This window comes from Gynurincola endophyticus (assembly GCF_003991195.1).
Taxonomy (GTDB): Bacteria; Bacteroidota; Bacteroidia; order Chitinophagales; family Chitinophagaceae; genus Gynurincola; species Gynurincola endophyticus.
In genome coordinates this window covers 57049-83382 of sequence record NZ_RCWL01000014.1, presented here as the reverse complement: position 1 = coordinate 83382, position 26334 = coordinate 57049, and the positions used below count along the sequence as shown (strand labels likewise).

General features: G+C 37.6%; 20 protein-coding genes. 3 read left to right on the top strand and 17 right to left on the bottom strand.

Features of this window, described 5'->3' with window-relative positions; genetic code table 11:
- Positions 1-345 precede the first annotated feature (345 nt).
- Positions 346-549, top strand: a complete 204-nt coding sequence (locus D9O48_RS18500; protein ID WP_199750625.1) for a hypothetical protein — start codon at positions 346-348, stop codon at positions 547-549.
- Between the two features lie 9 nt (positions 550-558).
- Here D9O48_RS18500 and D9O48_RS18495 read toward each other — a convergent pair whose 3' ends face one another.
- From D9O48_RS18495 to D9O48_RS18420, 17 genes are all read right to left on the bottom strand, one after another.
- Complete coding sequence (locus D9O48_RS18495) at positions 559-858, bottom strand: hypothetical protein (protein WP_126974487.1); 300 nt, start codon at positions 856-858, stop codon at positions 559-561.
- A gap of 9 nt (positions 859-867) precedes the next feature.
- Positions 868-1038 carry a hypothetical protein gene (locus D9O48_RS18825; RefSeq protein ID WP_158624942.1) on the bottom strand — a complete coding sequence of 57 codons (171 nt, stop codon included), beginning with the start codon at positions 1036-1038 and terminating at the stop codon, positions 868-870.
- A gap of 121 nt (positions 1039-1159) precedes the next feature.
- Positions 1160-1459 carry a hypothetical protein gene (locus D9O48_RS18490; protein WP_126974486.1) on the bottom strand — a complete coding sequence of 100 codons (300 nt, stop codon included), beginning with the start codon at positions 1457-1459 and terminating at the stop codon, positions 1160-1162.
- Positions 1459-5880 carry a DUF6443 domain-containing protein gene (locus tag D9O48_RS18485; RefSeq protein WP_126974485.1) on the bottom strand — a complete coding sequence of 1474 codons (4422 nt, stop codon included), beginning with the start codon at positions 5878-5880 and terminating at the stop codon, positions 1459-1461. Before D9O48_RS18485 ends, D9O48_RS18490 begins: the two co-directional genes overlap by 1 nt.
- A gap of 16 nt (positions 5881-5896) precedes the next feature.
- Complete coding sequence (locus D9O48_RS18480) at positions 5897-7126, bottom strand: hypothetical protein (RefSeq protein ID WP_126974484.1); 1230 nt, start codon at positions 7124-7126, stop codon at positions 5897-5899.
- Between the two features lie 61 nt (positions 7127-7187).
- Entirely contained in the window at positions 7188-10703 is a 3516-nt protein-coding gene (locus D9O48_RS18475; protein ID WP_126974483.1) for a hypothetical protein, read from the bottom strand.
- Between the two features lie 538 nt (positions 10704-11241).
- Positions 11242-12105: an SMP-30/gluconolactonase/LRE family protein gene (locus D9O48_RS18470; RefSeq protein ID WP_126974482.1), complete on the bottom strand. Its 864-nt coding sequence runs from the start codon at positions 12103-12105 to the stop codon at positions 11242-11244.
- A 55-nt stretch (positions 12106-12160) separates the two neighbouring features.
- The gene (locus tag D9O48_RS18465; RefSeq protein ID WP_126974481.1) at positions 12161-13174 is read right to left on the bottom strand and encodes a chorismate synthase; all 1014 of its coding nucleotides are present in this window, start codon (positions 13172-13174) and stop codon (positions 12161-12163) included.
- A gap of 14 nt (positions 13175-13188) precedes the next feature.
- Positions 13189-14445 carry a 3-phosphoshikimate 1-carboxyvinyltransferase gene (aroA, locus tag D9O48_RS18460; protein WP_126974480.1) on the bottom strand — a complete coding sequence of 419 codons (1257 nt, stop codon included), beginning with the start codon at positions 14443-14445 and terminating at the stop codon, positions 13189-13191.
- A gap of 3 nt (positions 14446-14448) precedes the next feature.
- On the bottom strand, positions 14449-15468 hold the full coding sequence (aroB, locus tag D9O48_RS18455) for a 3-dehydroquinate synthase (RefSeq protein ID WP_126974479.1): 1020 nt from the start codon (positions 15466-15468) through the stop codon (positions 14449-14451).
- A gap of 30 nt (positions 15469-15498) precedes the next feature.
- Positions 15499-15930: a transposase gene (locus D9O48_RS18450; protein WP_126974478.1), complete on the bottom strand. Its 432-nt coding sequence runs from the start codon at positions 15928-15930 to the stop codon at positions 15499-15501.
- Positions 15931-15963: 33 nt separating this feature from the next.
- Positions 15964-17052: a chorismate mutase gene (locus D9O48_RS18445; protein WP_126974477.1), complete on the bottom strand. Its 1089-nt coding sequence runs from the start codon at positions 17050-17052 to the stop codon at positions 15964-15966.
- Between the two features lie 87 nt (positions 17053-17139).
- Entirely contained in the window at positions 17140-18852 is a 1713-nt protein-coding gene (locus D9O48_RS18440; RefSeq protein WP_126974476.1) for a DEAD/DEAH box helicase, read from the bottom strand.
- Between the two features lie 157 nt (positions 18853-19009).
- On the bottom strand, positions 19010-19858 hold the full coding sequence (locus D9O48_RS18435) for a prephenate dehydrogenase (protein ID WP_126974475.1): 849 nt from the start codon (positions 19856-19858) through the stop codon (positions 19010-19012).
- Position 19859: 1 nt separating this feature from the next.
- Positions 19860-21026, bottom strand: a complete 1167-nt coding sequence (locus D9O48_RS18430) for a pyridoxal phosphate-dependent aminotransferase (RefSeq protein WP_126974474.1) — start codon at positions 21024-21026, stop codon at positions 19860-19862.
- Between the two features lie 86 nt (positions 21027-21112).
- The gene (locus D9O48_RS18425) at positions 21113-21976 is read right to left on the bottom strand and encodes a prephenate dehydratase (protein ID WP_199750623.1); all 864 of its coding nucleotides are present in this window, start codon (positions 21974-21976) and stop codon (positions 21113-21115) included.
- A gap of 421 nt (positions 21977-22397) precedes the next feature.
- Positions 22398-23633, bottom strand: a complete 1236-nt coding sequence (locus tag D9O48_RS18420) for an ROK family transcriptional regulator (protein ID WP_126974472.1) — start codon at positions 23631-23633, stop codon at positions 22398-22400.
- A gap of 193 nt (positions 23634-23826) precedes the next feature.
- Here D9O48_RS18420 and D9O48_RS18415 point away from each other — a divergent pair, with 193 nt between their 5' ends.
- Positions 23827-25044, top strand: coding sequence for an AGE family epimerase/isomerase (locus tag D9O48_RS18415; protein ID WP_233589277.1), 1218 nt, complete (start codon positions 23827-23829; stop codon positions 25042-25044).
- A 15-nt stretch (positions 25045-25059) separates the two neighbouring features.
- Positions 25060-26292: a sugar MFS transporter gene (locus tag D9O48_RS18410; RefSeq protein WP_126974471.1), complete on the top strand. Its 1233-nt coding sequence runs from the start codon at positions 25060-25062 to the stop codon at positions 26290-26292.
- Positions 26293-26334: the final 42 nt, after the last annotated feature.

Genomic DNA, 26334 nt, shown 5'->3' with positions numbered 1-26334 from the left:
ACCCCTTTTACCATACACTACTACCTGTGGTAAAATGTAGTTCTTGTTACAATGGCCGCCTCTTTTCCTGGATCACCTACACCCTAAAGCTTTGCTACTGATGCCCTGCATCACCAAACCAAAAGCATAGAAATGCCTTTAGCAACTAATATAAGGTTTTTATTATGATATGGATTACACTACAGTTCTTCCGGTGGGGTTACCACATCATAATAAGATACAAAAAAATAATGGAAATTCAACATCAGCCATATTATACCATTTATACTATCCCATAAATAAAACGACAGGGATTAAAGCCTGTCGTTATTAAATGATCAGATATTTTTTCACTTCAAAAGTATTATGTTATGCACACCGGATAAAATCCGGCGCGAGAGGGGCGTGGATTTCCTCATCGGTGAAGGGGAGCTGGCCGCACTGGACAAGGATCTGCTAAAACGCATCGAGGATATTGAGAAGCTGGACGAGGATACCAAAAAGCACCTGTTCTTTCTCATTGACAACGTTATACAAAACTATAAAACAAAAAAAGCCTTTAATAAATAACAAAGCCCGCTACTGCGGGCTTTGCTCTTGTAACTTCTCTTTCGTCTCGATTATCTTCTGCTTTAATTGTTCTTCATTATAATAAGTGCCTGGATATTTCACTAAATCCTCTTGAACATCAGTATATCTACTGCTTATTTTATCCAATTCAGAAAACGCAGACTGTTCTATGTCTGTTAAATCATCACTTTTAATCTCCAAGCTATAAGAGTAGTAATATTCATTACAAAATGTCCAACCATTTATTTGTTCAGACAAATATTGGTCAATAAGCCAATACAATCTTCTTTTATCATTTTTTTCAAACATAATTTACTATCACTTTATTGCCGGTAAAGAACCCAAGGGCTTTTGGGTATATTTAAAGTGCATTATTGTATTAGCTCCTTTATCATATAAAACCTCTACATTATATAGCTTGCCGTTCTTCCACATTTGTGAATAATGCATTAATGCCTTCGTACCCTGAGGATCTTTAACTACTGACATTGGGGCTTTTATTATATCATCTAAAGTCTGAATAGGTATCATACGACCTGCTTCATCCATATGCTTAGCGGCTGTACCTGTGAACTTAAATAATTCTTTTCCCCCCTTAGCGGCAACTACTTCACACGTCTAAAAACAACTTAATTTCACTAACAAGTTCAGCTTCTGAAACATTCCTGCCAACTCTAACAACATTAAATTCTTCTTTATCATCTTCATCAATTGTCTCCAAGTCAAAATCGTACATCAAATCTTCATTTTGTGCATAATTAAAAGTTGAAATATACACTAACTTATTTCCCTTCATTAACCCTATTGCACAAAGATCTGCTTCCCAATAGTCAACAACTTTGAGTAAGGAAAAATTGATTATTAATTTCAAACTTTCTATTAATTTCAATATCGTTATATCTTTTTCCATTATTTTACAAATCTTCCGTCTGTTAATAGTTTTCGTATCGTTGTGTTGCCACTCTTTAATGCTTGCTCGACTGACTGACCTAAGAATTCACCTGGTATTTCCGATCTAATTGAGGATTTTCTGTATGTTGAAATAAAAGACTCAACAGATTCATCCAGACTATTAAGTACCTGCCTTGTCGTTGGACTATTAATATTCATCTTGAGTTTCTTCGCCAACATTTCAGCCCTTGAAGCAGCGCCAAGGCTTCTCATTATTGGCCCTGAGTTTGGAAGTACCGTCTTAGCGGCAACTGGTGGTTTAATTTTAGGAACTGCTTTAAAAGTCACAGCAGTGGCTACCATTCCTTCCCAGAAGTGGGGGTCTTGTGCCTTCTCTCCCGCATCACTGATTATTTGTTCGATTGAATTCTCATCAATATATTTAATCAGCCCTTCAACCCCGTTAACCACTGCATCTAAGGTTTGAATCGGGTGTAAAACAGCATCTGCCGTCCCTACAACACCATTCCATACATCAGATACAGTATTAGCAGCAAATTTACCCACCCTTTTAAAAAAGCCATCACCTTTATTGTAACCAAACTTTCCTGTTCCTAATGAATTAGAAAAGTAAAAACCACTGTTACTATTTTCCTGCACAGCATTACCACCCCTTTTACCATACACTACTACCTGTGGTAAAAATGTAGTTCTGGTTACTATGGCCGCCTCTTTTCCTGGATCACCTACACCCTCTGGTTCTTCAGGCATCATACCCGTCGGGTCTATCAGCGTGACAGGATTGTTAAACACATAAGAGTATGGACTCCAGGAAGTCATAGCCATTGCCATCGGGTCTATTGTAAACCATCTACCCAGCTGCGCGTCGTACATCCTGGTACCAAAATCCAGCCATTCTAATCCGCTGCCATCACTGAATTCCCCGCTCTGCTCTTCCTTACTATTATATTTATACCTGTTTAATGGTTCACCAAACTTCAATGCTTTGCTGCTGATTGCCTTTATTACCAATCCAAAAGGATAGTAATGAGTTTCTTCTACGATTCGCCCTCTTCTATGCGAAACTCTTAAATCATCAAAGAAAACATCCCAGAGCTCAGTTTCATTCGAAACATATACATAAAGATATCCATTTTTATTCAACTGGATATTGGACTGCGCCAATAATCTGATGGCATCCGCATTTCCTACATGTATTCCACCGGAAGATTCAGCCACCACTTCCAGTTGTTCATCCAGCAATACCCAATTTAACCAGGCTTTGGGTTTGGACGGAGTAGCAGAGTTAACATTTGACCGGATAAAATTAAGTGCATTCACCAGTGGGTTACCCATCGGATTACTCAACTGAGCTGAAGAACCGTGTGTTCCGCCGGTTACACCCATCAGTGCTCCTGACAGATTAGTTAAGATATCAAGTACAGGGTTTTGGTTATTCGGCGTAATGGTTTTATTTACATAATATGATTTAACAGAGATGTCTACAACATCACCACTCATTACTCTTAAAAGCATCGAAGGGCCCACTTTCTGATCACTGCCATTTACTCTGGCAAGTGAATCATTTCCCACAGTTCCTGTAGGATAACCACCTGGTACATTTGCTGTAGGGAAACTGGATTCAGACAGATTAACAAAAAACTGTTTTTCAATATTCCGGTAGGTCGCTTCCATTGTAGCCATATAGACTGTAGTATCAGTCTGATCTGTCAGAACCATACGAACATTTCCAAGATAATCAGTGATAAAGTAATCATTCACCAATTTTTTTTCCGTTTTCGTGTGATCTGCTATCCTTGTTCGACCTTCAGCATGACTGATGAATTCGAGTGTATCATTTTTATAAACAATATTCCCAAAATAGTAAGTGATACTTGGTATCCAGCCCGGAGAATTACGTACCACTTTTCCGAGCTTTATTCCTTCTGCAGTATAGATAAAGTCTACGGTGCCTTTCTGCCACTCCCATTGTTCAGCAAAGGCATAAACTTTTTGAGGAAGGTTTAAATAATTATACTCGATACCATCGACATTATTAGTACCAATATATTTATTTAAATCCCTTACCATATTGCCATCAACATCATAAGTAAAATCAACAGCTGCGCTGGTTTTAACACCTCCCAGCTCATTATGGTAGCGTTCTCCATAATGGAAATCTCCCAGTTTGCTATTTACATCCTGACTGGCATCTATTACATTTTTTAATTTATTAGAAAGCGGGAAATAGTTATATGTTAACTGATCTATAAAGGTTGATCCGCCCAACTTCCATCCCTTCCTGTTTACCGCAAGAATATTCCCATTCATGTCATACTGGTAACCGCTCTCACTGAAGTCTCTACCTTTGGAAGTACTATAAGCTACACCATCTTCATATCCATCAAATTCTACAAATAGGGCACCTGTCATTCTACCCATACGATCATAACTATAATCATATTTCCTGATGACTCCATCTCCTTTTGATCTCCAGTGAATTCCGCTTACATTTCCTGAATATTGAGGATATAAAAGAAAAAGTTCGTCTCCCAAAAACTGGTTATCATACCCAACTACATACCCAAAGTAGTTATTCCCGCTATTGAGAATATAGTTTTTATTCATTGCAATAAGGCTACCTTTCAGATTATACTCATAATTTAAAGTTTCAATAGTATTATCGCGCCCTCCAAGCCATTTAGTTTTAATGTTTCCGAGTTGATCGTAAGCTATTGATACCAGATCGTGTTCTGATTTATGGTAACTTCCTTTGATGGCCTGCTTCTTTTTAGTGACTCTCCACAAACCATCATATTCCACTTTATCAATTACTATTATGTTCTGATTGATTGCACCTCCAAAATTTTGCTTATTTACTGTAAGGAGGGTACTACCGTTCCAGCTATACTGAGAAGTAACTACCTCTACTCCACCAGTTAAAATAGTACTCTTAACCTGAATTACTCTTTCATTTTCATCATAAATATTTACACTAAACAGAAAATCATCAGTTCCTAATACACGAACCATTTTTCCCGTAAACAAGTTCTTCGTTCTTTTCGACTGAATATTCTGTTGAGCATATGGCCAGGTTACATCAGAGGCAGTCAGAAGTTCTGAGTCATAAGCATTGTCGTATAAAGAGGTTAATCCTGTTGAATGATTGCTCATCCAGTTATAATCATCATAAAAGCTTTTGGTAAGAACAGTGTAGGTACTTCCTGACAAATCAGGATAATTATTTGAAGAAGCCGCTGCATTCAAATGGGAACTATGCGGTAAAGAGGAATTCACCATTCCTGTTTCAACAGGCCTGTTCAGCTGATCGTATAAAGTATAAATCCATTTTCCTTCTTCACGGAGTTTACCGGTTTGTGACATTACCTGCCGGTCCTTGTTATCATAAACATAATATATCGGTGCTGCACCGGGAACCTTTTTTCGGATTAATCTTCCACGTACATCATACTCATAACGAAAAGTAAATTCATCATACCATGAAGGCAACATATTACTGCTATCCCATTCAGATTCTATCAAAGGCCTTAAACCTTCAGGCTGAATAACGAGTCGGAGGCGATTCCAGTTATCATATATATAATATGTACTTACCCATCCGATATGACTCGCTCCGTCACCGCTATCCTTAATTCCATTCAGGTTCACCTTTTTTAATATGAGCTGACCATTTTTATCTCTGAATTCTACCTGCTCATTTCCCTGTGGGTCCAGAGTTAAGGTTTTAAAAAGTGTACCTGGTTTATAGTCATCCTGAATTTCAACAAAGCTAAAACCGTCTGCATCATAAACATTCATCAATGTAAAAAGCCTAACACTATCAGCAATTGTATTAAAGTTCTGCTGAGTTTTTAAACTTCTTCTTAATTGAGGGTTTGTATTACCGTAAGAACCGACGAAAGATGGCCCTGCAGAGAAACTTTCTTTAATACGACTCAGTGGTGACTGCTCATAAAAAACTTTTGTATATGACCAGACCTCATCACCAGAACCATCCCCGTTTGTTAAATAATCATTATAAAATTGTAATTGATCAAGAAAAGGACTGCTCTTAAAATTTCCTCCGGGTACACTTGACACAAAAGGCAGATATTCATTTTGAATTCTTCCATATTTATCATATACAACGGAACTGACAAGATCCATAGGACCTTCATTATCCACCATTGATGATTTCGCAGCTACAGTCTGAATGAGTCGTCCTAATCCATCAAAGTACTGAGTAGTTTTTGCCACTTTAGAATAATCAGATGTCAGCATTGAGTCTTTTACCTTCAATGGAACTTTAGCTGTGTATGTTGCTATTGAATTCAATACCGGATTAACATATGGGGGTGGTATAGGATCTGGTCCCTGTGCAATTGCAACCTTTATAAAAAAAAAGAAATTAATGAGGTATATAAAAATTTTGTATTTCATTACAGTTAGGTTAAGGTTATAAAGTGTAGCCTATTCTGAATTTTATCGGACTGGTAAACGGAATTTGCCGGTAACTCAGAAAATCCCAAAAAACCTGTGCTTTTGTTTTTTTAAAAAACTTGTGATTTATAGAAACTATTTTTGAAATTCCTATTAATCCACTCTGTGAGAAAAAAGGAAGTACTTCTTTATCAGAAGTATTCTGAAAATCTTTTACCGGCTGATGATTCAGTTCAAACCCTCCGCTCAGGTAAAAACTTGATTTTACCTTATAATCAATAAATGAACGTATAGCAAATCCCTCCTGCGTAATACGAATGTTCTGAATAGAGCTTCCCCATCCAACCTTAGCACTGATTCCAATACCTATTACACCAGAAGAATTCAATCGGTATCCAACGTTGGTGGCCAGATCACTCGTCATTGGCCAGAAGGGGGTACTTCGCTGAGATTGAAGATTAAAGCTGTATTCTATTTTATTCTTAAGTTTTTTTCCAAACGATGGAACAGAATCAGCATTCTCATATGTCTCGTTACTGTTAGCAATGACTGAATTAAATATATTAGAAAACTTTTCCTGAACCTGTCCGGCAACAGATGACATATCAACATTCTGCGGAATAATACTTCCTATCTGGAATTGTACTGATTCAATATTCTGATAAGATGGTGATAATCCGGCAGCATCATTTAGCATCCATGGGTTAGAAAATAATCTGCTGTATTCAGAATTCAGACTGAAGAAGTCTAAAAAATCAGTATCAGCTCTTGATTGTATCAGTAGCTTTCTAAGGATTTTATCTTTAATATTAGTTACTGATAAAACCCTTCCTTCCAGCACCGACAAATCGCGGTATAACTTCTTAAATTCCTTCCTGCCTATACTTTTTTTCAGATTATCACTTTGAAGAATACTTCTATAAAGGTTTATTTTTTTTAAATACTGCTGAGAATCGTCTACAGCAAATGATTTTATAAGTTTTTTTTCGGATAAATACTTCAGGTAGGTATTTAAGCTGTCTAACTCTGATAAATATTTTTTCCCTCTTTTGTTAAGAGAGTCTATTTTATTAAAAAAAACAGAAGAATCAATGGCTTGGAAAACAAATTTTTCCACTTCGTTAAAACTATCTTTCCATTCATTTTGCTTATTTTCGAACTTACTAACTTCTTTTAATATCCGATTCTGAGTATGTACTTTTTCGATTGAGAATAAAAGAATAACTATTAATAATATCATTTTCATATATAAGATAATTCTTTGAATGAATTTAAGATCTCGGCTTCGAATGAATTAACACTTCCGATCAGGGAGTTAAATTACATTCTGATGCAATTCCATTTACAGAATAACAAATACGTTTAAGAATATTCTTTTTTTCGTCTAATACATACGATAATCTGTTAAAGCTGTCATATTCATAATATGTCATGTAGTTGTTAGCACTACATTCACTTTCCATACCAACAAGAGGATTATAGGTATAAGTTACCATCTGAGCTCCTTTGGGATATAATCTCAGTTCATCAATAATAATATTATTACCTGATATTGCTACCGCAGATGTCGTTATCGGCAGTACGTGCTGCCATAGAGTCCAGCCATCTATCTGTACACCAGAAACACCAGCTATTCCATTGACATTGAGAGAACCGTTTCTCGACCAGTACGTCACTATATATTCATTACCAGTTGTCAATCCTGGTTTTGTTATACTGAAACCACTGCGAACGTTATAAGCCTGTTTTCCGGACAAGGAATGAGTTCTTATTCTTACCGTATCAGATAATATCCAACCACCATGTGTATTGGTTTCAAACGATGTATAAGCTATTTGTGTGTACTGAGCGTTTAATACACGAGCTACGGGGTAAACATTATCATATCCCCATATTACTGCTGTAAGAGAAGATTTATCATTGATCTCAATTAAATTATTCAAAAAGTCATATTTAGCAGAACTCTCAATAAAGTAATGATCGGGCTTAACCGTAAAACTATCATGCTCAGCTACATTCAATAGAGGGAATGGTGTTTTGTAGATGTAAAGTGAGTCTACCAGACCACTGAGATTATAATAATACAAGCTACCTGAAAGTACTTTTCCGTTCACTGATGTTTCTTTTCTTATAGGATTTTCTATGTTATGACGATTAACCAGCTCAGGAATATTATTGCCTATGAGCATACTGTAATCACCCGGGTACCAGGTTCTTTCTATAATAGTGTCATTACGACTGTTTACAGATCTAGTTTCAGCTAATTGATAAAGTTTATTGTAATAATACTTTGAAGTAGTTTTAGATGAACGCAAAAAGTTTTTACTATACTCGAAATTTTCAATACTACTTGAATCTAAAACATACCATTCAGATACAGAGTTGTAGGGATATTCTGTATAATACCCTATCTCTACAGACGGGTGAAGTACTACACCAAAATCCCCTCTGTATACCGATTCACGGTGGCTATAGAAGTTCCTTTCTACAGTAACTGGTTTATAAATAGAATGGCTTACACTATCTTCTACTTTAAACATTTCCTTTTTCAACAACTGCCCTACTGTCCACTCTTTTGTAAGATGCTTTCCATAAGCATCGTGCAGCATTGCAGAAGGATACTCCATGTGGTAAGACAGAGTATATTCTGTTTTAAAGGAAGAAGCAGAGTCATCGTAATACTCTGTCACATTCGGGTACATTATAATCCTTCCATTTCCAAACCCGATGGTAGTTGCGCTATTTGAAGAAATTTTTAAGACATCTGGGAAAGAAAGATCACAGCTGACCCAAGTCGTAAAAAGAGGAAGAGTAGTTAAAATTCCACTACTTATCCCATTTTCATTAAAATTATCATAGCTATAAGATCTAACTAAACTGTTTCCATTACCATCATTACTAATAATTTTTTTTATTCTGAGCCCTCCCACTATGTAGTTTAGTGTATCTGGGATAATGTTCCATTCAACCAGATTGGAAAAGGGAATATTCGGTCCAGTTATGAAAGTAGGTGTTACAATGCTCTCCAATTTATATACTCCAGGAGACAAAAGATGTAATTCAGAGGGATGATTAATTCTTACATTTATTCCTGCGTCAGTAATCCCCCTTATCCAACCTTCAATAGGACAAGAATCACCGCTCATATCTTCGCATCCATAGTTAGAGGTAATAGCGGTAGGGCCATATACATTATCAGGTATTTCAAATGTACGTGAATATATTTTACTGGAACCCGATACTGTGTAAGCTGAACCATCATGCAGGCTTACATTTCGGGGCTCAATCCCAGATCTTTCTATATAGCGTAAATCCGAGGCTCTTGCAGAAGCAATGGTGTTCGATTCGTATTCATATACCACTGAACCACCTGTTGGATATTGAATTTTATAAAGTGAAGATGCCTTAGCAAATACAGAGTCTACAGTTCTGTCTGCTCCTTCCAAATATCCAGAAGAAGAAGGATTATATATTGACATACTTACAGTAGGAATCAAAAGTCCACCTCCTGACTTACCATTATAAAATCCCCAGTAGTCTCTTGCCCCATATATTCTGTTAGGCAATTGATTTCTCGTATCATAATAAAATTTATAAGGCGCTAACGTATCTGTTTCAGAAAATTCTTTTAAAGAAAGTAAAGCCAATCTTTTCTCAGCTGCATTTTTTACAACTGTACCCATTATAGCCGGAGCAGCATCTGAGCTTTGAAAATAATCATATCCAAATTTAAAACCTTTAATAAGTTTATTATTTTTATTCTTTATAATGATACTATCAAGGCTTTTTAAACCTAAAGCGTCTAATCTGTTAGTTGCTGATAGTTTAAAATAAATATCACCCTGATCACTTGAAATATGGCTAAGGATCGCTTTCTCATAATTCTGAATACCAAAACTGGTGCTATAAGTATTATTTCCAAAAAAGAACCAGGGAAGAAAAGGACAAGAAACATTGCGATACATTTTTGACTGCCCGCCATAATAAAAATCTTTAGAAAGGTTAGAATTTTCATAGAAAAAGTCAATAGTTTTACCATCAGGTGCTACAATGTCTAATATCTTCCAAGCTACAATATGAGGATTGAGCGGAGGAACCTCAGATGAACCTTCCGATGTTGTAACATATGATTCACCTCCTTGCAACAAATCGCGCGCAATACGATTATTATTCTCGGATTTACCAAAACTACACACAACCCCATTAGGAAGAGTTATTTTGAAACCTTCAATAGTAGCTCCATTTTTGAGCGTTTCTATTTTAATATTTTGATAAGGTGCAACAATAAATTTATTTTGCTGTTGATTATGAAAAAATTTGCCAGAGTAACCAAAAATCGAGAACATAAAAATATCTGGTTCAAGATCAAGCCGATTATTAGCATATTCATTATAGTAAGTTTGCTTTAAAGCAATACTAGACGATGCAGCATTAAATGCTTGTACGGTTACACTATTATTCATGTATCCATAATCTGTATCATCCGGAAGGCCATTCACTACTCTGGAAAGAGTTGGACCAGTACTTATATCCCAACCTAATCCTACCCATGAGGCTGCTTCTTCTACTTTTATACCAGATGCATGGTAACTTAATCCTATAGGCAAACTTATATTCCCTGCTGAAAAATCATACAAAGGAATACCTATTTCAGGTACACCGGTGGAATAACTTACCGGCATCTCAAGATATTTTCCTAATGAAGCAACTTCGGGCGACGAAGGATGAATAGTTGTAGCCTGATAGGGACTTGAATTCTGTGCACTCAGGTCTATAACAAACAACTTTAGTACAATTACTGTTAAACAAGTTCTTAAACTCATAAAAGATTATTATGAAAAGAGTAATGAGGTTTTTAATACACTTTATTGAGGCAAGGCTAAGGCAATAGAAGTCTGTGTTAGCCACTGTCATCATTTACTAACGACATTCAGCATTCTATTTTATTCAATAGCCATCTATTATATTATTAGTAGAATTAATAATATAAAATAGTAATCTAAAAAACGAAGACACAACCTGATACAAAAACTTCAAGCATATAATAGGGGCTTAAGGTTATTAAATTAATAAATTGGTATGGAGAAGAGAAATTGATTGATCGATTCATCAATCTGGCAAATATAATTCAAGAGGCAAGAAAGGGAGGTAATACTATTATATAATTCTTATAATTTCTAAAATAATGACATATATCAAATCATTACACCATTGCATATACGATTTTAATAATACGTTAGTTTCATTAAAATATCTCTATTAAATAAAAAACCTGCCAGATGGCAGGTTTTTAGAAAATCCTCTTATAAAAAAGATAACTAAAATTACACATATAAGAGTTTATATTTTATCATATTTAAATCATTCATCTATTTTATAAGCAGAAACCGTATTTCCAAAGAAAGTGGGTACAAACACGGTACGTGTTTTTGCATCATACCCAATGTCTGCCGTATTCTTCTTTTCTTCTCTTGTATTCAGAATTTCAGTTACGGTACCATCTTTTTTTGCAAGAAATATTTGTCCGTGCCACGAAGATGTAATAAAAGTACTGTCATCTACGATTTCGATTCCGTCCATTGCGTCTACCGGAAACTTAGCAACCGTGGTCACCGAGTCGTTGTGAATTTTCTTTAACTCATCATGTGCCAATACCCACAAAGTGTCATCGTTAAACTTCAGGCCGTTTACATTATTGAAGCCGTGTTTATATTCACTGGCAATATCATTACTGATGGTATAAATCGTTCCTGTACGGCTATCTGATACGTATACTGTACCTTTGGGGTCAACCGTTACATCATTTAAAAACTTAGCGGTATCAATCCCGATTTTCTTAAGTATTTCACCGGTATTTGCATTAATCAATACCACCTGATCGATATCAGAAACGTATAGTTTATTTTGATGTAGTGCCAGCCCTTTCGGAGCATTTAAACCTTGCGTAAATTGCGTATTCACTACTTTACCATCAGGGGTAAGAATAGCAATTTCACCAATACCGTCCTTTTCTGATCCGTTTCCATTAATTAATGAAACAATCAAACGGTTACCTCCTGCATCATACAAAACAGATTCCGGGGTTCTTAGAATCGTATCTGTTTCCCAGAGTTTTGTTACAGCAGCAGGAATAGTTTCTTTTGGTTCAGGAGTTGGTTTTGCGTTTGATTGGCAAGCTGTAAATACCAACGCCGAAGCCATTGTTGCGTAAAAGATTCTTTTCATATTTGAAGGTTTTACTTGAACATCAAAACAATTCATAACTATTAATTATTAATTGTTAACTATTTACCACTTTCGGTATTTGTTGCTCCAACAGCATCAGATCGGCCAGCACAAGCGCCGTCATTGCTTCTACAATTACCGGAGCACGTAAAGCCACACATAAATCGTGGCGTCCTTTAACACTAAACTTTTCTTTTTCACCGGTTTGCCAATTCAGGGTGAATTGTTCTTTAGGTGTGGAAGAAGTGGGTTTAATGGCAATTCTGAATACCAGTTCATTACCGTTGGTGATACCACCTACAATACCGCCTGCATGGTTCGTTATTGTTTTTCCGGTCATATTTTCAATAGCATCGTTGTGCTCTGATCCGAACATTTCTGCTGCTGCAAAACCTGCACCAAACTCAATTCCTTTTACGGCGGGAATGGCAAACATTGCATGTGCCAGTAATGATTCTACCGAATCATAAAACGGTTCTCCTAATCCGACGGGCAATCCTTTTACACAACACTCAACAATGCCTCCAACAGAATCTTTAGCGGCAATTGCTTTCTCCAGGCCTTTTTCTACGGTATCTTGTCCTGCAACTTTAATAATCGTAGCTTCTATTGATACTGTACCAGACTTTGAATGATTCAACATTTTTTTAGCAATCACACCAGCTCCTACAATACCAACGGTAATGCGCGCACTAAAATGACCACCACCGCGAAAATCTTCAAATCCGCCAAATTTCTGATGTGCAACAAAATCTGCATGTCCGGGGCGTGGCACATCTCTTTGTTTTTCATAATCTCCCGAACGGGTATTATTGTTTTCAAATAACAAAGTGAGTGGGGCACCTGTTGTATAATCGTTAAAAGTGCCACTTTTAAAGAAAGGTATATCATCCTCTTTACGGGGAGTGGTTCCTTTCTGAATACCGCCTTTTCTTCTTTCGAGGTCAGGCAAAAAATCATCTAAAGGAACTGCTATTCCGGCGGGCACACCATCCAACACCACACCTACACCATTACCGTGCGATTCACCGAATATACTCACTCTCAGTATTCTTCCAAATGTATTCATACGCTTTTGTTTTATTAACTAACGCTAGCGCCTAGTTGTTGTATATGTTGATAGAAGTCAGGATATGATTTATTCACTGCTTCTGCATCTTCTATTGTAGTTATTCCTTCAGCCTTTGTAGCAGCTACTGCGCAGGCCATTGCAATTCTATGATCATGGTGTGAATGCGTAGCAGCGCCTTTTAAGGAAATTGCGCCGTAAACAATCATTTCGTCACCATTCAATTCAATTGTAACCCCCATCTTACCAAACTCTTCCTGTAAAGTCAGTGCCCGGTTACTTTCTTTATGCGTCAGGCGTAAAGCTCCTTTCAGAACTGTTTTTCCATTTCCGAATGCAGCCAAAGCAACCAGTGGAGGAAATAAGTCGGGGCACTCGGTGGCATCAAAGGTAAATGCCTGTAATGCACCGCCGTATAAATAAATACCTTCCTGATCGATACGCATTCTTGCACCGGCCAATACCAATGCTTCTACAATCGCTTTATCGGCTTGTGTAGATTCAAGTTGCAACCCTTTTACCAGAATATCACCATGAATAGCACCTGCAACCAATAAAAAGGCTGCTCCGCTCCAATCTCCTTCTACTGTGTACACAGATGGTTTAAACCCTCCATCCGGTTTTATGTGAAATACTTCATATTGGTCGTGTGATACGGTAACCCCAAAGGCTTTCATTACTGACAAAGTCAGATCAATATAAGGTTTACTTTTTAATTCTTTTACGCGAATAACAGATTCCTGATCAATACTCCCATAAGCCATTAACAATCCTGTTAAAAATTGTGAGCTTAAAGAGCCGTCAACTTCAATATTATTTGGTTGTAGCGGACCTTGTATTTGCAAGGGTAATTTTCCATTATTTGATTGTATCTGAATACCCAGTTGCGGAAATATCTCATCGAAAAAATTCATCGGGCGGGTAACTAATGACCCCGAACCCGTAACAGTGATTTTTTGATTGCTTGTAGCAACAATCGGTGTAAACATTCTGATTCCTAAACCACTTTCGCCACAATTGACTTCATTTGAAACAGGCTGCACACCATTACTATTGACGATTAATTCGTTTGCAGACAGTTCGGTAACCTTTGCACCTAATTTCTGAATAACGTCAATAGCGGCTTTATCATCGTTGCTCGAACCCGGGTTCAGTATGGTAGAAGTACCTTTTGCCAGTAAAGCAGCAGCACAGGCGCGTTGCATAGACGACTTAGAAATATTAACGGTGACAGGCCCTTGCAAACGGCCCGGATGTATAGTAACTTTCATTAATTATAATTCTTGTATCATTTGCGACAGATGTTGCATCGGAATAGATTCTACTATCCCTTTTCCAATCTTATCTAATAAAATGTAATTCATGGCAGCGCGCTCACGTTTTTTATCCATCTTCAGCACTTCCAGTGCTTTTTCTTTATCATAAGGAAGAGTGGTTGGTAAACCGTATTGCTCCAGTATTTTTACAACTTTTCCGGTTTGTTTAAATCCCCGAATTTTTTGTGAAAGTTTTGATGCTTCCACCATACCTACGGCAATTGCCTGGCCATGGGATAATTCATAGAGATTTTCAATAGCATGTCCCAGGGTGTGTCCGAAATTCAATAAGCGTCTTTCGCCCTGTTCAAACTCATCATTCTTCACTACTTTAATTTTGATACCGGCATTTTTCCTGATCAGTTCACTCAGTGCTTTTTTATTTTTTTGATAAAAAGCGATATCATTTGCCGAAAGTTCATTAAACATTCTGACATCTTTGATACAGGCATGTTTAATAATTTCAGCAAAACCATTGATCCATTCCTGTTGGGGAAGGGATTTTAAAAACTGATAATCGTATAATAAAAATTGCGGTTGACGGATTGTTCCTGCCAGGTTTTTATAAACACCTATATCGATACCGTTTTTGCCACCGATAGAAGCGTCTACCATCGCTAAAATTGAAGTAGGAATAAATCCGCAACGGATACCACGCATATAGATAGCCGCTACATAACCGGTTAAATCGGTAATAACACCGCCACCGATTCCTACCAGCCAGGTTTTTCTGTCGGCACCGAAATCAATTAATTGTTCAATAATTTCATTGACGGTTTGTTGCACCTTAAATTGTTCACCGGCATTTAGCACGATGGTATTCCAGCCTTTGAACTTTTTTTCATTTGCCTGAAAAACATTTTCATCTGTAATTAAAACAGTATGCGGCTGACCTGTCAGCGTTTTAAGGTCGGAGAATTTTCCGTCGAAGTAAAAATCAACTTGACCGGATGCAAATTGAACAGATTTTTTTTTCATCTCATTCAATCGTTTTAGAGTGAAAAAATACTAAGGTACAGGCATCTTTTCAAATACTGCCAACTCTTGCCCGAGGGATCTGGTTTTGTGATATTCTTCTTGTTTCTGAATATAATCAACAGTTGACTGATAAGCACTGGGGCTTACCGAGTAGGCCAACCATTCATCAGACCATTCAACCTGTTGCTTTTGAAAATTACTCTCATTTACCCAGGTTAAAGCATCCTGTTGCAGCAGACGAACCACTTGCGACAGGTTTTGAGTGGCATGCAATTGCAGCAGGCAGTGAACATGGTCTTCTACACCGTTCATAGTGATCAGCGAGATACCTCTCTCCGTTGCCTGCTTTTGCATGTATGGAAATAAAACTGTACGAATAGGTTTAGATAGCGTAGCTTCCTGCGACTTAACAGCCCAAATAATATGAACAAACAAATAAACTCTTGATTTGAGTATCGCCATGTGTAATTTATTTAAAGCTACTGTCGATCATCACTAGCTGTTCATGATTTTGTTCTGATGTTGAATACTCTCCATGTGAACGGCATCAAAGTATTTGGTAATAAATTCCTGGCTAAGGCCTAATTTATTTCCTTTTTGAACAGCTCTATCTAATATCTCATTCCAACGATTGGTTTGAAGGATTGTAATTTGGTTATTCTTTTTGAATTCACCAATTTGTTCAGCGATTTTCATACGCTGACCGAGGATTTGCATTAATTCGTCATCGAGGTGATTGATTTGCTGACGTAATTTTTCTAATGCGGATTGCAATTCTTCTGAATTGGATGCTTCCTGGCGCCAAACGATTCTATCGATCATTTCACCTAATTGCTCCGGGGTGATTTGTTGTTTTGCATCACTCCATGCTTTATCAGGGTCGATATGGCTTTCAACGATTAAGCCGTCGAAGTCAAGGTTAATGGCTTGTTGGGCAACATCAAATAAAATATCTCTTCTACCACAGATATGTGACGGATCATTAATGATCATCAATTCCGGGTTTCTTCTTTTCATTTCAATAGCAAGGTGCCACATAGGGGCGTTACGGAATTCGGTATTACCATATGCGCTGAATCCTCTGTGAATCAAACCGATGTTTTTGATACCGGCTTTAGCTACACGTTCTACGGCACCTGTCCATAATTCAAGATCCGGGTTAATCGGATTTTTGATTAATACGGGTACGTCTACACCTCTGAGTGCGTCGGCAACTTCCTGTACGCTGAAAGGGTTAACGGTGGTGCGTGCACCAATCCATAATACATCTATATCAAAGTGGAGAGCGTCTTCAACTTGTTTAGCAGTAGCGACTTCTACTGTAACCGGCAAGCCGGTTGCTTTTTTAGCAGCCTGCATCCAGGGTAAACCTTTGGTACCGATTCCTTCAAATGACCCGGGGCGGGTTCTCGGCTTCCATATACCGGCTCTTAAAATATCTACTTTACCGGTTTTTGCTAATCTTTCGGCAGTAGCAATTACTTGTTCTTCTGTTTCTGCGCTACAGGGACCAGAAATGATCAAAGGACGTTTTTTCCATTTTTGTTCAACGATCTCTTTGATGTTCATGACAGTTGCTTCCATTTCAGTTTAATTTGATAGATTAAAAAGTTCCATTTATTTATACCGTTGCAGGATTTTCATAAATGGAACCTTTCGATCCATCTATAATTATCTTCTGCTGTCGGCTTCGTTCATTCTGATTTTTCTACCGCGGTAATTTTTACCATCAATAGAAGTGATCATTTGCCTTGCGGCAGTTTTATCGATTTCAATCCAGCTGTTCATTTCTTTCATATCGATACGTCCTAATACGTCTTTACGCAGGTCGCTCATGTCTAAAATGAACTGTAAAAAAGAGGCTTTATAAAAACCGTCTTTGGTTCCCAGGTTTACGAACAAACGGGTAGTATTTTGTTTACCGCCGTATTCTTTTCTTTCTCTTGGGGCACCACCATCACGGTCTCTTCCGAAACGGCTGTCTCTACCGCCATCTCTGCCATCTCTGCCGAATTTTCTATCATTTCCGCTTCTGTCGGTACGTTCTCTGCGGGTATCTCTGGCGTTCAGATCTCCTGCATTTTCGTAATACTTTAAGAAACGGTCAAATTCCATTGCTGTTACTCTTTTCAGGATGTCTTCTTTCGACATATCTGCAAATTTTTCTTCCAGCATAGGTAAATAAACATCGTAGTCATTTTGCGTAATATCTACGGTCAATAATTTATCCATGAAGTGGTAAAACTGTTTTCTACAAACGTCTTTACCGCTAGGAATTTCTAGTTTGTTGAAAGTGGCCTGAACAATTGACTGAATCTGGCGCATCTTTCCCATTTCACGGGTATGAATGATAGACATACAAACACCGGTGTTACCGGCTCTACCTGTACGGCCGCTTCTGTGTGTGTACACTTCCACGTCATCAGGTAATTCGTAGTTAATTACGTGCGTAATTCCCTGTACGTCAATACCACGTGCTGCTACGTCGGTAGCGATTAACAATTGAAGAGTTTTTTCTCTGAACTCTCCCATTACTTTGTCTCTTTGTACCTGTGTTAAGTCGCCGTGTAAAGCATCGATATCATATCCTTCGCGGGTCAGCTTTTCAGCAATTTCCTGTGCATCCGCTTTTGTACGGGTGAAAATGATACCGTAAATACCGGGGTTAAAATCGATCAGGCGTTTTAATGTTTCGTAGCGGTGTTGTGCGCTGGTAACAAAATACTGGTGATCAATGTTTTTGTTTGCGGTGTTTACTTTACCTACTGTAATTTCTACCGGCTCTTTCATGTAGCGTTTGCTTACACGACGAATTTCCGGTGGCATAGTAGCGCTGAATAACCAGGTACTTTCTCTGTTAGGTGTGTTCTGCAAGATGAATTCAATGTCTTCCTGGAAGCCCATGTTCAACATTTCATCCGCCTCGTCCAAAACAACATATTTTATCTGCTCTAGATTAATTGCCTTACGTTCGATTAAGTCAATTAAACGTCCGGGAGTAGCAACTACAACCTGCACTCCTCTTTTTAATTCGCGAATTTGCTGTGTGATAGAAGTACCACCATATACTGCTGCGACATACATTCCAGGAATAAATTTCTTGAATGCTTCAATCTCATTTACGATCTGTAAACACAGTTCACGAGTAGGACATACAACTAAAGCTTGCGGATATTTTTGTTTCTCATCAATCACGTGCAACAAAGGCAGTCCGAATGCAGCAGTTTTCCCCGTACCTGTTTGAGCCAAACCAACCAAGTCTTTGGTGCCACTTAATAACACAGGAATCGCTTGTTCCTGAATAGGTGTCGGGTTTTTATAACCTAATGCATCGGTTGCCTGAACCAATCTCGCATCTAAACCCAACGCTTCAAAAGTCGTCATATTCTATAAAAATTTCCGCAAAGGTACTGCAACTAAGCGCTTTAGCCTAATTTCTATTATCAAAGAGCTCAAATATTCTTATGAAAAGGAGGTTTATCCGCTTAAATCAATGGTAAACAACCCCTAATCTTTCAAAAAACAATCCGGTAAATTTTTGTTAATGGAGAATTTTCCTGATTTTATTGGCATTTTCAATCAATTCTTCCATGTATTCATAGTTGTCTTTCTCTAAACAGGCCTTAAATTTTCTCAATTGGCTGATATGCTCATTTAACACATCCAGTACATGTTCTTTGTTTTGCTGAAAGATCGGCACCCACATACTGGCTGAACTTTTAGCCAAACGAACAGTGCTTTCAAAACCACCACCGGCTAATTGAAAAATGGCATCTTCTTCTTTTTCTTTTTCCAATACTGTATTCGCCAGCGCAAAAGAAGTTATATGCGAAATATGACTAATATATGCAGCGTGTACATCATGTGCTTCCGCTCCCATATAAACCATTCTCATCCCTATCGTTTCATATACATTCTCAATCACTTTCACCGCTTCCTGATCACTCTTTTCCTTCTCACAAATTACACAGGCTCTGCCGGCAAAAGCTTTATGTACTGCAGCTTCAGGACCACTGAATTCCGTACCCCACATCGGGTGTGTGGCTACAAAACGGCTTCTCTGCGGATGAGTTGCCATTGAAGCACATAGAGCTGCTTTGGTAGAACCTGCATCTACTACTATCTGAGGGGCTTTCACCAGATTCATAATCTGTTGCATCACCGGAATGGTAGCGTCTACAGGAATTGCCACATAAATCAGATCACTCACCGGAACAGCCTCTTCAATCGTTCCTATTTCATCAATAATCCCTAACTCCAATGCTCTTTTTGCAGAATTTCCCGACCGGCTGACGCCTATCACTTTCTTCGCCAGTCCATGATCTTTCAATGCCAGCGCAAATGATCCGCTAATCAAACCAACCCCAACTATAGTAACTGTATTAAACATTTTATTTCAACGATTGAATTCTTTTTAAACTTTCGGCTAACTTATCCTCCGTACTACACAAACTGATACGTATGTAAGCTTCTCCGTTTTTACCAAATATGCCGCCGGGTGTAATAAATACGTTTGCGTTATACAAAATTTTATCACTCAGTTCATAAGCATCTTTATACGAAACAGGTATTTTTCCCCATACGAACATTCCTACCTGATCATTTGCATAAGAGCATTCCAGATAATCGAGTATTTCAAATACTTTTACCTGTCTTTTCTTATACTGCTCATTTACCGAATCAAACCATTCTTTTCCTAAACCCAGTGCTTTGGCTGCAGCCAGTTGTAATGGTAAAAACATTCCGCTATCCATATTACTTTTAAATCGCAATATTTCATTGATCCTGTCTGCCGCACCTGCAATCACTCCCACTCTCCAGCCGGCCATATTATGTGACTTACTCAATGAGTTCAGTTCAATCACCACCTCTTTAGCACCGGGTACGCTCAGTAAACTTTTCGGTGATTCATTCAGAATAAAACTATAAGGATTATCATGACAAATCAGTACATCATTTCTTTTACCGAAATCTATCAAAGCCTGCAATAAAACGTCATCCGCTTTTTGTCCGGTAGGCATATGCGGATAATTCACCCACATCAGCTTTACCTTTCTGGGATGCGCTTTGATAATGGCATCCAATGCCTGAAAATCAGGTTGCCAGCCGGTAGCTTCTTCCAGAGAATAATCGATGCAGGTTCCACCCGCAAGTTTTACAGCACTTCTGTAAGTAGGATATCCGGGGTTCGGCACCAGGGCGATATCACCTTCATTCAGATAAGTCATACAGATATGCATGATACCTTCTTTACTGCCAATCAACGGTAAAATTTCAGTATCGGCATCTAAACTTACTCCGTACCATTGCTCATACCATGCAGCAAAAGCATTTCTCAATACAGGCGATCCTTTATACGACTGATAAGCATGTACGTTCGATTTAGCAGATTCTTCCTGTAATACCTGAATAACGGATGGGTGCGGTGGTAAATCCGGACTACCAATTCCTAAATTAATAATCTGTTTTCCCTGTTGATTCAGCTGATCTATTTCTCTTAATTTTTGAGAGAAATAATATTCTCCGATTCCGCTTAACCTGTTAGCAATACTGATCATAAATTCTTCTATCCTTTAAAAATTTCTTGATATAATTCTCCCAACACTCATAATTCTTCATTCCTAATTATCAATTAAGAATGAAATTATCCTTTTTTATAAATACCATAGATCTTGGTAGCAACCGTATGGTTCTTAACATCCTTCATTACTTCATTAAACTGATCGATGTGGTCAAATTCTAAATCTGCATAAAAACTATACAACCAATCAGATCCGGGAATAGGGAAACTTTGCAGTTTCGATAAATTGATTCCGCCGGCAGCTATTGCTGTTAATACCGTAGCCAGAGAACCTCTGGAGTGATCGGTTTGAAAATAAATAGACGCTTTATTTGAATCAGGGATAGGATCCATTAAAGAAGGTTGTACTACAAGAAAACGTGTATAGTTATTCTTCATCGTATGAATGTTCGGCACAATGATATCCAGATCAAATAATTCAGCTGCTAATGCACTGGCAATGGCAGCTACTTTTCTGGTGCCCTGTTCACTTACTTTACGTGCACTCAATGCCGTATCTTCAGACTCTACCAGCTTCCACTGATACTTGTCTAAAAAATCCATACATTGTAACAAAGCCATCGGATGAGAATGTACTTCTTCTATCTCTTCAAGCTTTACACCTTTATTAACCAATAAGTGTTGCTGAATAGGTAAATAGATTTCCCCGGTAATTACCAAATCACTCTTTTGTAATAAGTTATAGTTAGGTAAAATACTACCTGCTATAGAGTTTTCAATGGCCATTACCCCACCGTTACAAGCATTCTTATCAGAAGCGAGCTTCACTACTTGTCTGAAAGTATCACACGGAACCACTTCTACATTATCACCAAAGAACTTTCTTGCAGCCACCTGATGAAAAGAGCCTTCGTACCCTTGAATGGATACTTTGGTAGCCTGTGCCACTGTCTTAGTGGTGATCTGACTTGCTGTGGGTGTAATCATTGATTCCATTTTCATAAATTTCTATAGCGTAAAAAAAAAGTCCCGGCTTAATAAGCCGGGACCTGATATTGTTATAAACTATTTACATTTTTAGTTCAACAATAGCATACCCGGCCTGCTTCCAAAAAAATAGAAGAAGAAAAAGTTAAAGTATCGATATGCTTTTGTTACGATTGTCATGGTGTAAAAGTAATGAAGAAATTTTAATGACAAAATTATTTTTTTGAGCCGGAAATACAGTCTTCAAAGCTTACCTCAAAGCGTAGAAACGTTTACCACTCTATGTTTCATTGGTTTGATTTCATCAATTTCAAAAAAAACGATAACAAAAAAATTACAAAAACTAACGTTCGTTTAGAAAGGTAAAAAACGAACGAAGTTGTATAAACCTCCTTTTTTCAGTTTCATTAACAAAGAATGACTAATAAAAAGATAAAATTCGGTTACGGGCTATTAATGCCGCCCCTACTATTCCCGCTTTCTCTTTAAGTTTGGAAATGCTCAATTTAGAATCGCTGTTTACAAGACTTAAAGAGTACTTATTTAATGCAATTTTGGTAGTGAGATACAAGTAATCGCCCGTATTAGTGAGCGCTCCTCCTAATATGATCAGTTCGGGATTCAGCAGATTTACAAGAACTGCTAAACCTCTTCCTAAATGATAACCAATTTTAGAAATCAATTCAATGGAAAGTACATCTTCCTGTTGAGCTCCTTTTATGATATCATGTACGGTAACAGTGTTTAATTCAGAAGAAGCTGAAACAATACCGGTAACAGACCCACTTTTTACAGCCTCACCAAACATTCTTAACAACGCTCTTCCGGAAGCTTCTGTTTCCAGACAACCTTTTTTACCGCAATGACAAATCATTTCATTAGAGAACAAAGGTATATGTCCGAATTCACCACTAAAACCTGATTTGCCATAGTATACCTTGCCGTCAATCAGTATACCTAACCCTAACCCATAGTCTATATTAACAAATAAAACATTCTTTTCATTTTTCACAACTCCCTTATGAAACTCTCCATAAGCCATTGCTCTGGAATCATTTTCGAGAAATACTTTAATACCAATTCTGTTTTCAATATGTTTAGCGAGGGGTTCTTCGTCAAAATGGAAAAAACTATAACTATATCCGTTGTCGATATTGATACGGCCGGTTAAACTGATACAAATCGATAAAATGGTTTTATTACCAACCTGCGGGTGGTTAATAAATTTTTGTAGGATAACGATCAGCTGCTCTAAACTTTCAGCTGTATTCTCTAGATGAAAAGGAATTTCGAGTTCACTTAAAGTAAGATTTTTCTTAAAATCAAGTAATCCTATATTAATGTAAGTATCCCTCACATCCATTCCAATAAAATAGCAGGCTTCACTCACTAACCCGTAATGGCTGGCCGGCCGGCCGGCAATGGAATCAATCTTACCACAGTCTTCGATAATTCCATCTTCTAAAAGTTCAGTCACAATAGCTGTAGTAGTAGGCACACTGATATTCAGGCTTTGTGCGATTTCCGGTATCGTTGATTCTTCCGTCAGATCTAAAAGACTTATAATCTCTCTTTTTCTGATAACATTTTTAAAAGCTACTCCCCCCTGCTCTTCATGAGTTAACAAAAAGTCCAGTTTCGAAATATTAGAGCTCATTCTCAATAATTTATTAATTAATCTCTTTTGCACATAATAATATAACAAAGATAAGATTATACACCACACATACTTAAATAATACCACTAAAATGTATCATATTATAAATTATTTTTTCTTTTGAGGCTTATTTAATAAAATATTTTACTAATTTAGGTCTTGAAACTATAAAAATTTTAATTAAACAATTCAAGTGATTAACAATCAACAAATTACTGAAACTTTAGCCGAATACAGCTCGCTTTACCGACAGGAATTACTCGATAATGTATTGCCGTTTTGGATGAAACATAGCCGGGACGAAGTGTATGGGGGATATTATAATTGCCTGAACAGAGACGGCTCTGTATACGATACCGACAAATTCATGTGGCTGCAGGCGAGAGAGGTATGGACCTTTGCTACCATGTATGAAAAAATTTCTCCCAACTCTGAATGGCTGGACATGGCAGAGCAGGGGGCAGCATTTATTCTTCAAAATGGCAGAGACAAGGAAGGAAACTGGTATTTTTCTCTAACCAGAGACGGGAGACCGCTCATTCAACCATATAGTATTTTTAGCGATTGCTTTGCTGCAATGGCATTGAGTGCTTTAGACAAAAATATCCCTGGCAAAGGCTATGGGGCAGTTGCTTTACAGACTTTTGAGAGAATTCTGGAAAAAAGAGCCAATCCAAAGGGTATTTATAATAAAGAAGTGCCGGGCACGAGGCCAATGAAAGGATTTTCACTTCCAATGATTTTATGCAATCTGGCATTGGAAATGGAACCGATTCTGGGAAAACAAAAAGTAGACGCATTCATTCCCGAAGTGATTCATGAAGTAATGAATATTTTCTATAAACCCGAACTGGGATTAATTGTAGAAAACGTTGGTCTGAACGGCGAGCTCGTTGACAGTTTTGACGGCAGGCTTCAGAACCCCGGACATGCGATTGAAGCAATGTGGTTTATAATGGACCTTGGAGTACGTCTCAATGATTCTTCTCTTATTCAGAAAGCTGTAGATTTAACTATTAAAGAAATTGAATACGGTTGGGACAGTGAATATGGTGGAATTTTTTATTTTCTTGACAGAAAAGGCTTTCCTCCCCAACAACTGGAATGGGATCAAAAATTATGGTGGGTACATCTCGAAGCTTTAGTGGCATTAGCGAAGGGATATGAATTGACAAAAGATCCACGGTGTTTCAATTGGTTTGTGAAATTACACAATTATTCATGGGAAAAATTCAGAGACCCGGAATTCGGAGAGTGGTTCGCTTATCTGAACAGAAGAGGGGAAGTTTTACTGCCATTGAAAGGTGGAAAGTGGAAATGCTGTTTTCATGTTCCAAGAGCACTTCTGAATATCTGGAAGACTTTTGAATCTGTTCTTGAAAAAGAAGTTACTCAACAAAAAATATTTTAACCCAAATCATAAACGATGGCTTTAGCTGTATCTGATCTTCATGAACAAAACACCCATGATGGAAAAAATTATACTCCGGCACTGATACTGCTTGCTGTATTATACTTCATGATGGGATTTATCACCTGTTTGAATGATACATTAGTACCTTATTTCAAAAAAGGATTTACCCTTACTTATGCAGAATCCTCGCTTGTTCAGTTTTACTTCTTTTTAACATATTTAATGATGTCTGTTCCCGCAGGAAAATTTGTTGAAAGAGTAGGCTACAAATACAGCATGGTAATCGGTTTTCTATTGGCCGGAACAGGTGCCTTCTTATTTTATCCGGCTTCTCTTTTTCATGAGTACTACTTTTTTCTGGGAGCTTTATTTGTTTTAGCAATAGGAATTGTATTATTACAAGTAGCCGCTAATCCGTACATTACCTTACTCGGACCAGCAAAAACAGCTCCTTCAAGATTAACTTTGCTACAAGGGGTAGGATCTATTGGAACAACTGTTGCTCCGTTTTTTGGCGCTCAGTTCATCCTTTCAAATATTACAGTTTCTGATAAAGATAGTTCAACACTGAGTTCAACATATTTAGGTATAGGAGCTGTTCTTCTGATTATAGCTGTTATCCTTGTCACTATTTCACTCCCAAAAATTCAAAAAACGATACGTACTACGCCGGTTTTACTAAAAGAAACCCTTTCTTTTAAAAATCTCAAACTTGGTATGCTGGGAATTTTTATGTACGTAGGGGCAGAAGTTTCTATTGGCACATTTTTAACCAATTATATTGTAGACACCGTCCACATTCAGGAACATGACGCCAACAAATATGTTGCGCTGTATTGGGGGGGCATGCTGGTTGGACGTTTAGCAGGTGCACTTATTCTGAAATACATCAACGCTCAGAAAGTACTGGTCATTTTAAGTATTGCTGCTATCACTCTCATTACTCTTTCTTTATTATCAGACGGGTATGCAGCCGTATGGTTAATGGTTGCTGTAGGCATCTGCAATTCTGTAATGTTCGCCATTATTTTTTCGTCTGCCATTGCTGGTTTAGGCAAACATACTACACAGGCATCTGGCTTATTGTCATCGGCGATTGTAGGCGGTGCCGTTATTCCATATTTTCAGGGAATACTTATTGATCAGTTCAACTGGACTATTTCTTTTATTCTCCCACTCTTATGTTACATCTATATCATTTGTTTTCCACGGTTGATTAAAAAAACAGAAATACAAACAACATAAAAATTCATTTTAAAATCCATTCCGGTTCATCAACTTATTTAA